The organism is Streptomyces hilarionis, from assembly GCF_024539675.1.
GTDB lineage: Bacteria > Actinomycetota > Actinomycetes > Streptomycetales > Streptomycetaceae > Streptomyces > Streptomyces hilarionis.
Genome location: NZ_JAHHIT010000066.1, coordinates 16703 through 30698 on the forward strand (window position 1 = coordinate 16703; position 13996 = coordinate 30698).

11 protein-coding genes and 1 riboswitch are annotated in these 13996 nt (G+C 70.7%); of the genes, 4 read left to right on the top strand and 7 right to left on the bottom strand.

What is annotated here, in order from left to right; genetic code table 11:
* Positions 1-2: 2 nt before the first annotated feature.
* From KMS84_RS17355 to KMS84_RS17380, 6 genes are all read right to left on the bottom strand, one after another.
* Entirely contained in the window at positions 3-968 is a 966-nt protein-coding gene (locus KMS84_RS17355) for a GlxA family transcriptional regulator (protein ID WP_256917142.1), read from the bottom strand.
* Between the two features lie 250 nt (positions 969-1218).
* Positions 1219-2253, bottom strand: coding sequence for a ribonucleotide-diphosphate reductase subunit beta (locus KMS84_RS17360; RefSeq protein WP_256917143.1), 1035 nt, complete (start codon positions 2251-2253; stop codon positions 1219-1221).
* Positions 2253-4637, bottom strand: coding sequence for a ribonucleoside-diphosphate reductase subunit alpha (locus KMS84_RS17365; protein WP_256917144.1), 2385 nt, complete (start codon positions 4635-4637; stop codon positions 2253-2255). Before KMS84_RS17365 ends, KMS84_RS17360 begins: the two co-directional genes overlap by 1 nt.
* A gap of 123 nt (positions 4638-4760) precedes the next feature.
* Positions 4761-4896, bottom strand: a riboswitch (cobalamin riboswitch).
* 266 nt (positions 4897-5162) lie between these two features.
* A complete protein-coding gene (mctP, locus tag KMS84_RS17370) occupies positions 5163-6791 on the bottom strand; it encodes a monocarboxylate uptake permease MctP (RefSeq protein WP_256917145.1) in 1629 nt (542 codons plus the stop codon).
* Positions 6788-7102, bottom strand: a complete 315-nt coding sequence (locus KMS84_RS17375) for a DUF3311 domain-containing protein (protein ID WP_256917146.1) — start codon at positions 7100-7102, stop codon at positions 6788-6790. The genes mctP and KMS84_RS17375 overlap by 4 nt, the downstream gene beginning before the upstream one ends.
* Positions 7103-7202: 100 nt before the next feature.
* Positions 7203-7967: a GntR family transcriptional regulator gene (locus KMS84_RS17380; RefSeq protein WP_256917147.1), complete on the bottom strand. Its 765-nt coding sequence runs from the start codon at positions 7965-7967 to the stop codon at positions 7203-7205.
* A 373-nt stretch (positions 7968-8340) separates the two neighbouring features.
* Here KMS84_RS17380 and KMS84_RS17385 point away from each other — a divergent pair, with 373 nt between their 5' ends.
* The 4 genes from KMS84_RS17385 to KMS84_RS17400 all read left to right on the top strand — a co-directional run bounded on the left by KMS84_RS17385 (position 8341) and on the right by KMS84_RS17400 (position 13110).
* Entirely contained in the window at positions 8341-9621 is a 1281-nt protein-coding gene (locus KMS84_RS17385; RefSeq protein WP_256917148.1) for an extracellular solute-binding protein, read from the top strand.
* Between the two features lie 74 nt (positions 9622-9695).
* The gene (locus KMS84_RS17390; protein WP_256917149.1) at positions 9696-10694 is read left to right on the top strand and encodes a carbohydrate ABC transporter permease; all 999 of its coding nucleotides are present in this window, start codon (positions 9696-9698) and stop codon (positions 10692-10694) included.
* Complete coding sequence (locus tag KMS84_RS17395) at positions 10691-11557, top strand: carbohydrate ABC transporter permease (protein ID WP_256917150.1); 867 nt, start codon at positions 10691-10693, stop codon at positions 11555-11557. Before KMS84_RS17390 ends, KMS84_RS17395 begins: the two co-directional genes overlap by 4 nt.
* A gap of 8 nt (positions 11558-11565) precedes the next feature.
* Positions 11566-13110: a glycoside hydrolase family 3 protein gene (locus KMS84_RS17400; RefSeq protein WP_256917151.1), complete on the top strand. Its 1545-nt coding sequence runs from the start codon at positions 11566-11568 to the stop codon at positions 13108-13110.
* Positions 13111-13140: 30 nt separating this feature from the next.
* On the opposite strand, the gene nagB is transcribed toward KMS84_RS17400, so the two are convergent.
* A complete protein-coding gene (gene nagB / locus KMS84_RS17405; RefSeq protein ID WP_256917152.1) occupies positions 13141-13926 on the bottom strand; it encodes a glucosamine-6-phosphate deaminase in 786 nt (261 codons plus the stop codon).
* Positions 13927-13996 lie beyond the last annotated feature (70 nt).

The following is a 13996-nucleotide window of genomic DNA, read 5'->3' on the forward strand; positions in this document are numbered from 1 at the left end:
GCTCAGGCCACGGCCCGGGGACCGCGGAACGTGCGCCGGTAGGCGTGGGGGGTGGTCCCGAGCGTCTGCACGAACTGATGGCGCAACGCGCCCGCCGTGCCGAACCCGGCGCGCCAGGCGATGGCGTCCACCGTCTCGTCCGTCGCCTCCAGCAGGTGCTGTGCCAGCAGCACCCGCTGGCGCAGCAGCCACCGATAGGGGGTCGTGCCCGTCTCCTGCTGGAAGCGCCGGGCGAAGGTGCGCGGGGCCATGTGGGCGCGTTCGGCGAGCTGCTCGACGGTGACCTCCTCGTCGAGGTGCTGCTCCATCCAGGCGAGCACCTCGCCGACGGTGTCGCACCGCGACCGGGGCAGCGGGCGCTCGATGTACTGGGCCTGTCCGCCGTCGCGGTGCGGCGGCACCACCATCCGCCGGGCGATCCGGTTGGCGATCTCGGGGCCCTGCTCCTTGCGGACGATGTGCAGACAGGCGTCGATGCCCGCGGCCGTCCCGGCCGAGGTGATCACCGGGTCCTCGTCGACGTAGAGCACGTCGGGTTCGACCCTGGTGCGCGGGTACTGCCGCGCCAGCTGCTCGGCGTGCCGCCAGTGCACCGCGCAGCGCCGTCCGTCCAGCAGGCCCGCCGCGGCCAGCACGAACGCCCCGGAGCAGACGCTGAGCACGCGCGTGCCCCGGTCCACGGCCCGGCGCAGCGCGTCGAGCAGCTCCGGCGGGAACTCCCGGCTGCCGTACGTCTCCCCGGCGGGGACGGCGATCAGGTCGGCGCTCTCCAGCCGTTCGAGACCGTGCCCGGTGCCCAGGGTGAAGCCGGCGTGGGTGTCGAGCGTGGCCCCCTCCGCCGAGGCGACGGCGAAGTCGTAGACGGGCAGCCCCTCGTCGCTGCGGTCGATCCCGAAGACCTCGCAGACCACGCCCAGTTCGAAGGGGTGCACACCGTTCAGCAGGATCACGGCCACGTCGTTCAGCATGCGGCCAGTGTGCACCCGGGGTGGCAGTAATTTGAAGGTCTGCGGCAGTCCTGCCACTGTCAGCAGCGTCCGGGAAGTACGACGCTTACCTCATGAACGCACTCAGTGAGTACCTCACCGTCCTGGCCCTCGCCCTCCTCCTCGCGGGACCGGCGCTCGTGGGACTTCTCCACGAGCGCCGGATCGACCGTCAGCTGACGGCCGCGCGGGCCGGGCAGGCAGCGCGGCCCGTCCCGTCGGGGGGCCGGACTCAGAAGTCCTCGTCCAGGTCGACGGTGCCCTCCACCGCGACCTGGTACGCCGAGGGGCGGCGCTCGAAGAAGTTGGTCAGCTCCTGAACGCCCTGGAGCTCCATGAAGGAGAACGGGTTCTGCGAGCCGTACACCGGGGCGAAGCCGAGGCGCGACAGCCGCTGGTCGGCGACGCACTCCAGGTACTGCCGCATGGAGTCGGTGTTCATGCCGGGCAGGCCCTCGCCGCACAGGTCGCGCGCGAACTGCAACTCGGCCTCGACGGCCTCCCGGAGCATGTCGGCGACCTGCTCCTCGAGCCGGTCGTCGAAGAGCTCCGGCTCCTCCTTGCGCACGGTGTCGACCACCTCGAAGGCGAAGCTCATGTGCATCGTCTCGTCGCGGAACACCCAGTTGGTGCCGGTCGCCAGGCCGTGCAGCAGACCACGGCTGCGGAACCAGTAGACGTACGCGAAGGCCCCGTAGAAGAACAGGCCCTCGATGCACGCGGCGAAGCAGATCAGGTTGAGCAGGAAGCGGCGGCGGTCGGCCTGGGACTCCAGCCGCTCCAGCTTCTCGACCTCGTTGATCCACTTGAAGCAGAACTCGGCCTTCTCGCGGATGGAGGGGATGTTCTCCACCGCGTCGAAGGCGGCCGCCCGGTCCTGCGGATCGGGCAGGTAGGTGTCCAGCAGCGTCAGATAGAACTGGACGTGCACGGCCTCCTCGAACAGCTGCCGGGACAGGTACAGGCGCGCCTCGGGGGAGTTGATGTGCTTGTACAGCGTCAGCACGAGGTTGTTCGCCACGATCGAGTCGCCCGTCGCGAAGAACGCGACCAGCCGGCCGATCATGTGCTGCTCGCCCTCGGACAGCTTCGCGAGGTCGGCGACGTCCGAGTGGAGGTCGACCTCCTCGACGGTCCAGGTGTTCTTGATGGCGTCCCGGTAGCGCTCGTAGAAGTCGGGGTAGCGCATCGGCCGCAGGGTCAGCTCGAAGCCCGGGTCGAGCAGGTTCTTCTCGGCCTTCTCGGCCTTCTCGGGTGCGGTGGTCATCACTGGCAGGCCTCGCAGGACTCGGGGTTCTCAAGGGAGCAGGCGACGGCGTCGGGGTCGGCCGCCTGCTGCACGGGGACGGTCGCCTCCGGCTGCGCCGTGCCCTGGGCGGCGCGCGCGATGCGGGTCGCCGGGCGCGAGCGCAGGTAGTACGTCGTCTTCAGGCCCGACTTCCAGGCGTACGCGTACATCGAGGACAGCTTGCCGATGGTCGGCGTCTCCAGGAACAGGTTCAGGGACTGGGCCTGGTCCAGGAACGGGGTGCGGGCGGCGGCCATGTCGATCAGACCGCGCTGCGGGATCTCCCACGCCGTGCGGTACAGCGCCCGCACCTCCGCCGGGATCCACGCGAAGCCCTGCACCGAGCCGTTCGCCTCGCGCAGCGCCTCCCGGGTGCGCGCGTCCCAGACGCCGAGCTCCTTGAGCTCGCGCACCAGGTACGAGTTGACCTGGAGGAACTCGCCGGACAGCGTCTCGCGCTTGAACAGGTTGGACACCTGCGGCTCGATGCATTCGTACACGCCCGCGATGGAGGCGATGGTGGCGGTGGGCGCGATGGCCAGCAGCAGGGAGTTGCGCATGCCGGTCGTGGCGATCCGCTCGCGCAGGGCTGCCCAGCGCTCGGGCCAGGCGAACTCGACGCCGTAGTGGTCGGGGTGCAGCACGCCCCTGGCCGTGCGGGTCTTCTCCCAGGCGGGAAGGGGGCCGTTGCGCTCGGCCAGGTCGGTGGAGGCCTCGTAGGCGGCGAGCATCACGCGCTCGGCGATACGGGTGGACAGGGCCCTGGCCTCGGGCGAGTCGAAGGGGACGCGCAGCTTGAAGAAGACGTCCTGGAGCCCCATCGCGCCCAGACCGACCGGACGCCAGCGGGCGTTGGAGCGGCCCGCCTGCTCGGTCGGGTAGAAGTTGATGTCGACGACGCGGTCCAGGAAGGTGACGGCGGTGCGGACGGTCTCGTCCAGCCGCTCCCAGTCGATGTCGCCGGCCGCCGTGTCGACGAACGCGCCCAGGTTCACCGAGCCCAGGTTGCACACGGCGGTCTCGCCGTCGTCCGTGACCTCCAGGATCTCCGTGCAGAGGTTGGAGGAGTGCACGACGTGGCCCGGCTCGGCCGTCTGGTTGGCGGTGCGGTTGGCGGCGTCCTTGAAGGTCATCCAGCCGTTGCCGGTCTGCGCGAGGGTGCGCATCATGCGGCCGTACAGGTCGCGGGCCGCGATGGTCTTCCGCGCCAGTCCGTCCGCCTCCGCCTTGCGGTAGGCGGCGTCGAACTCGTCGCCCCACAGGTCGACCAGCTCGGGCACGTCGGAGGGGGAGAACAGCGACCACGCCTCGTCGGCGTTGACCCGGCGCATGAACTCGTCCGGGATCCAGTGCGCGAGGTTCAGGTTGTGCGTGCGCCGGGCGTCCTCGCCGGTGTTGTCGCGCAGCTCCAGGAACTCCTCGATGTCGGAGTGCCAGGTCTCCAGGTAGACCGCGGCCGCGCCCTTGCGCCGCCCGCCCTGGTTCACCGCGGCGACCGAGGCGTCCAGCGTCTTGAGGAACGGCACGATGCCGTTGGAGTGCCCGTTGGTGCCGCGGATCAGCGAACCGCGGCTGCGGATGCGGGAGTAGGACAGTCCGATGCCGCCGGCGTGCTTCGACAGCCGGGCCACCTGGTGGTAGCGGTCGTAGAGCGAGTCGAGCTCGTCCAGCGGGGAGTCGAGGAGGTAGCAGGACGACATCTGCGGGTGGCGGGTGCCGGAGTTGAAGAGCGTGGGGGAGGACGGGAGGTAGTCCAGCCGGCTCATGAGCCCGTAGAGCGCGGCGACCTCGTCGACGGCGCGGACCGTGTCGTCCTCGGCGAGACCGGAGGCGACGCGCAGCAGGAAGTGCTGGGGCGTCTCGACGACCTTGCGGGTGATCGGGTGCCGCAGCAGGTAGCGGCTGTGCAGGGTGCGCAGGCCGAAGTAGCCGAAGCGGTCGTCGGCGCGGTCGTCGACCAGCGCGTCGAGGCGGGCCGCGTGGGTGCGCACGAACTCGGCGGTGCGGTCGGCGATCAGCCCCTCGCGGTGGCCGACGGCGACCGACTCCGTGAACGACGTGACGCCCTGCGAGGCGGCCTCCGCGGCGATGCTGATCGTCAGCAGCCGGGCGGCCAGCTTCGAGTAGGCCGGGTCCTCGGAGATCAGACCGGCGGCCGCCTCCGTGGCCAGCTCGCGCAGCTCCGCGGTGACCTCGGAGGCCGTCCGCGCGGACCGGCCGCGCAGGGCCGCGGCGGCGACCCGGCCGGGGTCGGCGTCGGGCAGATCGGCGGTCAGCTCGGTCAGGGTCCGCAACAACGCGGTCCCGGGGCCGTCGGTCTCCGGTGCGGCGGCCGAAACCGGTTCGGCTGGCGCGATGGTCACGTGGGGCTCTCCCTCGCTGGGCGGGGGCCTTGCGCAGGGCAGGAGGCAGCACACGAGCGCGCGGGGGCGTCGCGTCCACCGGCCCACTCCGCGAGGCCCGGACGTCGGGGCGCCCGGACCGGACGGCCGGGCACGCTGTCGGCAGGACCTCGGACTGAACAGGCGTGCGCATACGGGTATGGATGCACGCGAGTACACCGTTGCGGGACAGTTCCGGATTCGCACCGGATTCCCCTGCGGCGACAGCGAGCATGAGCATACATCTTGTGCTCGCCCGTCACGCCACCCCCAGATGTTGTGTCGCAGCGGTTTCAGAGCGTCAACTGACAGGTGAGCAGAGTGATCTCCGCCGGCTCCGGCGCGGGCCGCGTCCCGCTCGGGTGTGCGACGCGAGCGGCCCGGCGGCGGCCGGGCGGGGCCGCGGCGGCCGGGCGGGGCGTGCGGACACACGGGGGCGGGCCGCCGGATCTCTCCGACGGCCCGCCCTGTGCCGCACGCGCGACCCGCGAGGGTCCTGCGGGCCGGCTAGTGGGACGTGCCCGCGGTGGCCGGGGGCAGTTCGACCTGGACGCCCGGGTCGCCCGCGTCCGCCGTGTAGTCCTCCGGCTTCGTCTCGTCGATCCCGTCGGGGGCCTTGGCCGCCCGCAGGACGAAGGTCAGCACGACCGCGACGGCGACGTTGAGGACGAACGCCGTGAGGCCGATGTAGCCGATCTCCCCGATGCCCGGGATCTCCTTCGACGAGCCGCCGAAGTGCTTCTGCGTGGGCGAGGCGACGCCGTACGCGGCGAAGGTGCCGTAGACCATGCCGACCGCCCAGCCGGCCAGCAGGGCCCAGCGGTGGAACCAGCGGGTGAACAGGCCGCCGACGAGGGCCGGGAAGGTCTGGAGGATCCAGATCCCGCCCAGCAGCTGGAAGTTGATGGCGACCGTCTTGTCCATGGTGAGGACGAAGACCAGCGCGCCGACCTTCACCAGCAGCGAGACCAGCTTGGAGACCTTGGTCTCCTGGGCGGGCGTCGCGTCCGGCCGGATGAAGTCCTTGTAGATGTTGCGGGTGAAGAGGTTCGCCGCCGCGATCGACATGATCGCGGCCGGCACCAGCGCGCCGATGCCGATCGCCGCGAACGCCACACCGGCGAACCAGGACGGGAACATGTCCTCGAACAGCTGCGGGATCGCCAGCTGCCCGTTGGTCACCTTGACCCCGGCCGCGATCGCCATGAAGCCCAGCAGCGCGAGCAGGCCCAGCATCAGCGAGTACAGCGGCAGGATCGTGGTGTTGCGGCGGATCACCTCACGGCTGCGCGACGACAGCGTCGCGGTGATGGAGTGCGGGTACATGAACAGCGCCAGGGCCGAGCCGAGCGCGAGCGTGGCGTACGTCCACTGGCCCGGTTCCGCCGGCGCGAGCGCGCCGCGCGGCTTGCCCGTCGCCGGGTTGGTCTGGCTGAACGCCTCGCCCGCCTTGGCGAAGATGTCGTCGAACCCGCCCAGCTTGATCGGGATGTAGATGATCGCCACCGCGATGACGATGTAGATCAGCGTGTCCTTCACGAACGCGATCAGCGCGGGGGCCCGCAGGCCCGACGAGTACGTGTAGGCCGCCAGCACGCCGAAGGCGATCAGCAGCGGCAGGTCCTTCACGAACCAGTTGGTGTTCTCGCCGCCGCCGACGCCCATCACGTCCAGCACCGCCTGGATGCCGACCAGTTGGAGCGCGATGTAGGGCATCGTCGCCAGGATGCCGGTGACGGCCACCGCCAGCGACAGACCCTTCGAGCCGAAGCGGCCCCGCACGAAGTCGGAGGTCGTCACGTAGCCGTGCTTGTGGGACACCGACCACAGGCGGGGCAGGAACGTGAAGATCAGCGGGTAGACGAGGATCGTGTACGGCACCGCGAAGAAGCCCGCCGCGCCCGCCGCGTAGATCGCCGCGGGCACCGCGACGAAGGTGTACGCGGTGTACAGGTCGCCGCCGAGCAGGAACCAGGTGACCCAGGTGCCGAACGACCGGCCGCCCAGGCCCCATTCGTCGAGGCTCTGCTCGTTCTCGGCCTTGCGCCAGCGCGCGGCCAGGAAGCCCATGACCGTGACGGCCAGGAAGAAGAAGATGAAGACGGCGAGCGCGACGCCGTTCACGCCGTCCTTCACTCCGACGCACCGCCCTTCGGAGAGGAGGAGTCCGCCTCGGGGGCGGAGCCGGCCAAGGCCGGTGCGGCGGCCGCGCGGCCGCGCTGGTCACGCTGCCACAGCTTGTACGCCGTCACGGTCAGCACGGCGGAGAGGGGCACCCACAGCATCTGGTACCAGTAGAAGAAGGGGATCCCGATGAACGCCGGGTCCACCTTCGCGTACGAACCCACCCACAGCATCGCCGCGAAGGGCGCGAGCAGACAGAGGGCGATGACGACGCGCACAGGCGTCACCACCGGCCCCCTGGTCACTTCCGGGGTCTCTGACATCGGCGGCTCCGTCCCCTCATCCGATCGCCTTGATCACAGGTGTAATGCGCAGGCAATGTAAGTGACGGATAAGCCCAGCGGAAGGCCCTCCACAGACCCTCTACTCGGCGGGCCTTTTCAGCCGGGCCACGAATTTGTACCGGTCGCCCCGGTACACCGAACGCACCCACTCCACCGGCAGGCCCTGCCGGTCCAGGGAGTGGCGGGAGAGCATCAGCATGGGCAGGCCCACGTCGGTGCCGAGCAGGCCGGCCTCGCGGGGTGTGGCCAGAGAGGTCTCGATGGTCTCCTCGGCCTCGGCAAGATGGATGTCGTAGACCTCGGCCAGGGCGGTGTACAGCGAGGTGTACTTGGCCAGCGACCGGCGCAGGGCCGGGAAGCGCTTCGCCGACAGGTGGGTCGTCTCGATCGCCATGGGCTCGCCGTTGGCCATGCGCAGCCGCTCGATGCGCAGCACCCGCCCGCCCGCCGTGATGTCCAGCAGGGCGGCGAGGCGGTCGTCGGCGGTGATGTAGCCGACGTCCAGCAGCTGCGAGGTCGGTTCGAGCCCCTGGGCGCGCATGTCCTCGGTGTAGGAGGTGAGTTGCAGCGCCTGGGAGACCTTCGGCTTGGCGACGAAGGTGCCCTTGCCTTGGATGCGCTCCAGCCGCCCCTCGACGACGAGTTCCTGAAGGGCCTGGCGGACGGTCGTGCGCGAGGTGTCGAACTCGGCGGCCAGGGTGCGCTCCGGCGGGACCGGCGTGCCGGGCGACTGCGTCTCGGTGATGTCGAGCAGGTGCTTCTTGAGGCGGTAGTACTTGGGCACACGCGCGGTACGGACGGTCGCCCCTCCCTCGTTCTCCGCACTGCTGACGTCGGTGCTCATGGCCTGCCTTCCCGGCTGCGGGTGCCGAAACGGCCGACACCCCGTCGGCCGCGGCTCACATCGTGGCACGGACCGGGCGATGCGCGCGCCGACGTTCCGTGATCCCTCTGTATACCGCCGGAACCTTGGCTGGTCTAGTCCACCAGGGCAAATGGTCTACCGGACCGACCGCCTCCGGCGCCCGGGATTTCGACGGCTTCTTACTTAAAGGTTCCTGCATATGTAGGTCCCATAACGGCTGGTCGGAGGGGGTTCGGCCACCCTTGACAGGCTTATTGGCCTGAGCCAAGCTCTGCGCACTGGTCTACACCATTGGTCCAGATCGAGGTCCCGGCCCGTGGGCGGGGGGTGTGGCATCCCTGAGGAGGATGGCGTGAAGCGCAAGCTGATAGCCGCGATCGGTATCGCGGGCATCATGGTCTCCGTCGCGGCGTGTGGGGACGACAGTGGCAGCGGGGACTCGAAGGGCACGGACGCCAAGGAGCTGACCGTCTGGCTCACCGTCGACGCGCAGAACAACTGGCCCGAGCTGGTCAAGGCCGCCGACGCCGCCGTGCAGAAGAAGCACCCCGGCGTCAAGATCAACCACGAGTACTACGGCTGGCCGGACAAGAACGCCAAGCTCGACGCGGTCCTCGCCACCGACAAGGCCCCCGACGTCGTCGAGATGGGCAACACCGAGATGCTCGGTTACATGGTCAAGGGCGCGTTCGCCCCCCTGGACGCCGCCAAGTTCGACAACTCCTCCGCCTGGCTCGACGGCCTCAAGGCCTCGGTGACCTACGACGGCAAGACCTACGGCGTGCCGTACTACGCCGGCGGCCGCGTCGGCAACTGGCGCAAGGACGTCTTCGCCGCGGCGGGCGTGAAGTCCACGCCCAAGACGTACGCGGAGCTGACCGCCGCCCTGGACAAGGTCCAGCAGAAGCAGGGCGGCAAGTTCTCCGCCTGGTACCAGCCCACCCGTGACTGGTACGCGGCCATGTCCTTCGTCTACGACGCGGGCGGCTCCATCGCCAAGGAGGAGGGCGGCCAGTGGAAGGCCAACCTCTCCTCGCCCGAGTCGCTCAAGGGCCTGGGCGAGTTCAAGACGGTCGTCGACACGTACATGCACGGCGACAAGACCAAGGACGAGTCCGACCGCTACATCGTCTACGGCCAGGGCAAGTCCGGCATGATCTTCGGCGCGGCCTGGGAGGGCGCGACCTCCGCCGACCCGAAGAACGACAAGACCGGCAAGCTCAAGGACAACCTCGAGAACTTCGTGATGCCCGGCCCGTCCGGCAAGAACCTCCCCGTCTTCCTGGGCGGTTCCGACCTCGCCGTCCCGGTCAAGTCCCACGCCCAGGCCCTCGCCGCCGAGTGGATCAACGCGTTCACCGGCCCCGCCGGCCAGAAGGGCCTGATGGCCAAGGGCAACCTGCCCAACAACAAGACCGACCTCGCGAGCCTGAAGAACGCCCCCAAGACGGCCGTCCCGGCCACCGCGGCCGAGTCCAACTGGTTCGTCCCCATGGCTCCCGGCTGGGGCCAGGTCGAGAAGGCCCAGGTCCTTCAGACCATGCTGCAGAGCATCGGCACCGGCAAGAAGTCGGTCGAGGCCGCCGCCAAGGACGCGGACGCCGCGATCGACAAGGTCATCAACACCAAGTGACCTGAGGGCAGGGCCCTGCACCGAGCAGGGCCCTGCTCCCCGTACGACCCGAGGGACCGCTGAGGAGCGCGCGGATGAGTGCCGCAGACACGACCACTGCCGAAGTGCCGCCGACGCGGCAGTCGCCACCGCCGCCGCCGGCCGGCGAGCCGGACGCCACAAGACCGCGCCCCGGCCGCGGCAGGGGCGCGAACGCCACCCCCTGGCTGCTCCTGGCCCCCTGCCTGCTGGTCCTCCTCCTGGTGATGGGCTATCCGCTGGTCCGGCTGGTCACCCTGTCCTTCCAGAAGTTCGGCCAGTCCCAGCTGTGGGGGTTCCAGCCCGCCGAGTCCGTCGGGCTGGACAACTTCACCGGCGTGCTCGGCGACGGCGAGTTCTGGCAGGTCGTCGTCCGCACGATCGTCTTCGCGGCCGGCTGCGTGATCTTCACGATGGTCGTCGGCATGCTGATCGCGCTGCTCCTCCAGCGGGTCTCCGGCTGGGTGAAGACCCTCGTCAACATCGCGCTCGTGGCCAGCTGGGGCATGCCCGTCATCGTCGCCACCACCGTCTTCAAGTGGCTGTTCGACGCCGACTACGGCATCCTCAACGCGGTCCTGAGCAGACTGCCGGGCGTCGAGCTGATCGGCCACAACTGGTTCGCCAGCGGACCGCAGGGGCTGGCGGTCATCATGCTCCTCGTCGTCTGGGGCGCGGTCCCCTTCGTGGTCATCACCCTCAGCGCGGGCCTCACCCAGGTCCCCGCCGAACTGGAGGAGGCGGCCCGCCTGGACGGCGCGGGCGCGTGGGGCGTCTTCCGCTTCGTCACGCTGCCCATCCTCAAGCCGGTCGTCGTGATGCTCACGACCCTGTCGGTCATCTGGGACATGGGCGTCTTCCCCCAGGTCTTCGTGATGCGCAACGGCCATCCCGAGGCCGAGTTCCAGATCCTGACCACGTACTCCTACGACCGCGCCTTCGTCGTCAACGACTACGGCCAGGGCTCGGCGATCGCCCTGATCACCGTCGTGCTGCTGCTCGGGGTGGTCGCCGTGTACATGCGCCAGATGCTGAAGATCGGAGAGGTCGAATGAGCGCCATCGCCTCCAAGGCGGGCCCGGTGTCGAGCCGGTCGGGACGCCGCAGGCCGAAGGCCGGCTGGAACCTGCTCGGCCTGCTCGTCTTCGCCGTCGCCGGCTTCCCCGTCTACTGGATGCTGAACACGGCGTTCAAACCGGCCAAGGACGCCATCGACCCCGACCCGAGCCTGCTGCCGACCGCCCTGACCCTCGACAACTTCCGGCGGGCCCTCGACATCGCCGACTTCTGGGGACCGGTGGGCCGCAGCCTGATCGTCTCCCTGGCGGTCGTCGCGATCGGCGTGGTGGTCGGCCTGCTCGCCGCCCTCGCCATCTCCCGGTTCGCCTTCCGCGGCCGCAAGATCGTGATCGTCGGCATCCTGGCCGTCCAGATGGTCCCCCTGGTCGCCATGATCATCCCGGTCTTCCTGCTCCTGAACGACCTGGACCAGTACGACAAGCTCTCCGGCCTGATCATCACGTACCTGACCTTCATCCTCCCCTTCACGGTGTGGACGCTGCGCGGCTTCATCGTCAACATCCCCAGGGAGCTGGAGGAGGCCGCGATGGTCGACGGGTGCAGCCGCACCGGCGCCTTCGTCCGCGTCGTCTTCCCGCTGCTGGCCCCCGGCATGGTCGCCACCTCGGTCTACGGCTTCATCCAGGCCTGGAACGAGTACCTGTACGCCCTGATGCTGCTCAGCCAGAAGAACCAGACGGCGACGGTCTGGCTCAGCAACTTCTCCACCAAGCACGGCACCGAGTACGCGCCGATGATGGCCGGCGCCACGATGATGGCCGTGCCGATCGTCGCCCTCTTCCTCCTCGTCCAGCGCAAGATGGCCGCGGGGCTGACCGCGGGCGCCGTGAAGGGATGACGCCCCCGATGACGACAATCGCCAGCGGCACCGACACGCTCACCCGTGACGCCCTGACGGTCCTGCAACCCGGATTCCCCGGCACCACCGCCCCCGACTGGCTGCTGCGCCGGCTCGGCGAGGGCCTGGCGTCGGTGGGCCTGTTCGGCAGGAACATCGCCTCGCCCGAGCAACTCGCCGCACTCACCGCCCAGTTGCGCACCGAACGTGACGACGTCCTCGTCGCGATCGACGAGGAGGGCGGAGACGTCACGCGCCTGGAGGTGCGCACCGGCTCCAGCTTCCCCGGCAACCACGCGCTGGGCGCGGTGGACGACGTCTCGCTCACCCTGGAGGTCGCCGCCGAGCTGGGCCGCCGCCTCGCCGCGTGCGGCGTCAACCTCAACTGGGCGCCCTCCGCCGACGTCAACTCCAACCCCGCCAACCCGGTCATCGGGGTCCGCTCCTTCGGCGCCGACCCCGCGCTGGTCGCCCGGCACACCGCCGCCTACGTCACCGGCCTCCAGTCGGCGGGCGTGGCGGCCTGCACCAAGCACTTCCCGGGCCACGGCGACACGGCCGTCGACTCCCACCACGCGCTGCCGCGCATCGACGCCGCCGCGGCGGTCCTGACCGAGCGGGAGCTGACCCCGTTCCGCGCGGCCATCGCCGCCGGCACCCGCGCCGTGATGAGCGCGCACATCCTGGTGCCGGCCCTGGACCCGGCCCGCCCCGCGACGCTGTCGCCCCGCATCCTCACCGCGCTCCTGCGCGACGAGCTGGGCTACGACGGCCTGATCGTCACGGACGGCATGGAAATGCAGGCGGTCGCCGCGACCTACGGCATCGAGCGCGGCAGCGTCCTCGCGATCGCCGCGGGCGCGGACGCCATCTGCGTGGGGGGCGGCCTCGCGGACGACGACACCGTGCGCCGGCTGCGCGACGCCCTGGTCACCGCCGTCCGCTCGGGCGAACTGCCCGAGGAACGGCTCGCGGACGCGGCGCGACGGGTGCGGGCCCTGGCGCGCTGGACGGCGACCGGCGAAGGACGTCCCGCGCCCGGGCCCGCGGCCGAGGACCATGCCGCCCGCACGCCGTCCCCGGACGGCGGCGGCGTGCGCGCCGACGTCGGCCTGATCGCCGCCCGCCGGGCCCTGCGGCTCACCGGCGACGAGGTCTTCACACCGCTCGTCGATCCGCCCTTCGTCGCCTCCCTCACCCCGGTCGCGAACATCGCCGTCGGCGACGAGACCCCGTGGGGCGTGGCCGCCGAACTGGTCCGGCTGCTGCCGGGGACGCGGACGGAGGGCTTCACGGGCGCGGACGCCGGGCACGCGGCGCTGGCCGCCGCGGGGGAGCGGCGGATCGTCGCCGTGGTCCGCGACGAGCACCGCCACGCCTGGATGGGAGCGGCCCTCGACGTCCTGCTGGCGGCGCGCCCGGACACGGTCGTCGTGGAGATGGGCGTCCCCCAGGCACCGCCGCGGGGGGCCCTGCACATCGCCACCCACGGCGCGGCCAGGGTCTGCGGCCGCGCCGCGGCGGAGGTCGTCGCGGCGGGTCCGCACGGCTGAGCGCCGTCGTCGTGCGGGGGGCGGGCGTCCTCAGACGCCCTGCCACTGCGGCTTGTTGGCGAACGTGTGCCGGAAGTAGTCCGCGAGCTTCAGCTTGGACGCGGCCGCCTCGTCGACGACGACCGTCGCGTGCGGGTGCAGTTGCAGCGCGGAGGCCGGGCACACCGCGGCGACCGGCCCCTCCACGGTGGCCGCGACGGCGTCCGCCTTGCCCTCCCCGGTGGCCAGCAGCACCAGGTGCCGCGCCTCCAGGATCGTCCCGATGCCCTGGGTGATGACGTGGTGCGGCACCTGCGCGATGTCGCCGTCGAAGAAGCGCGCGTTGTCCACCCGCGTCTGCTCGGTCAGCGTCTTGATCCGGGTGCGCGAGGCGAGGGACGAGCACGGCTCGTTGAACCCGATGTGCCCGTCGGTGCCGATCCCGAGCAGCTGGACGTCCACCCCGCCGGCCGCGGCGAGCGCGCGGTCGTACGCCTCGCAGGCTGCCTGCACGTCCTGCGCCGTGCCGTCCGGACCGAGGAAGGACTCCATGGCGATGCCCAGCGGCTCCAGCACCTCGCGCCGCAGCACCGAGCGGTAGGACTCGGGGTGGTCGGCGGGCAGGCCCACGTACTCGTCGAGCTGGGCGACGCGCGCCCGGCCGGTGTCGACGGCGCCGGCGCGCACCTTGGCCGTCAGGGCCTCGTAGACGGGCAGCGGGGTGGAGCCGGTGGCCACGCCGAGCAGGGCGTCGGGCTTGCGCCGCAGCAGCTGCGCCATGGACTCGGCGATCAGTTCGCCGCCCGCCCGGGCGTCCGGAACGATGACAACTTCCACGCTGGCCCGCCGTTCTCATACCGTGTGTGGTTTAGACCAATCTATGGGGGCCAATCTAACAGAACCGGGT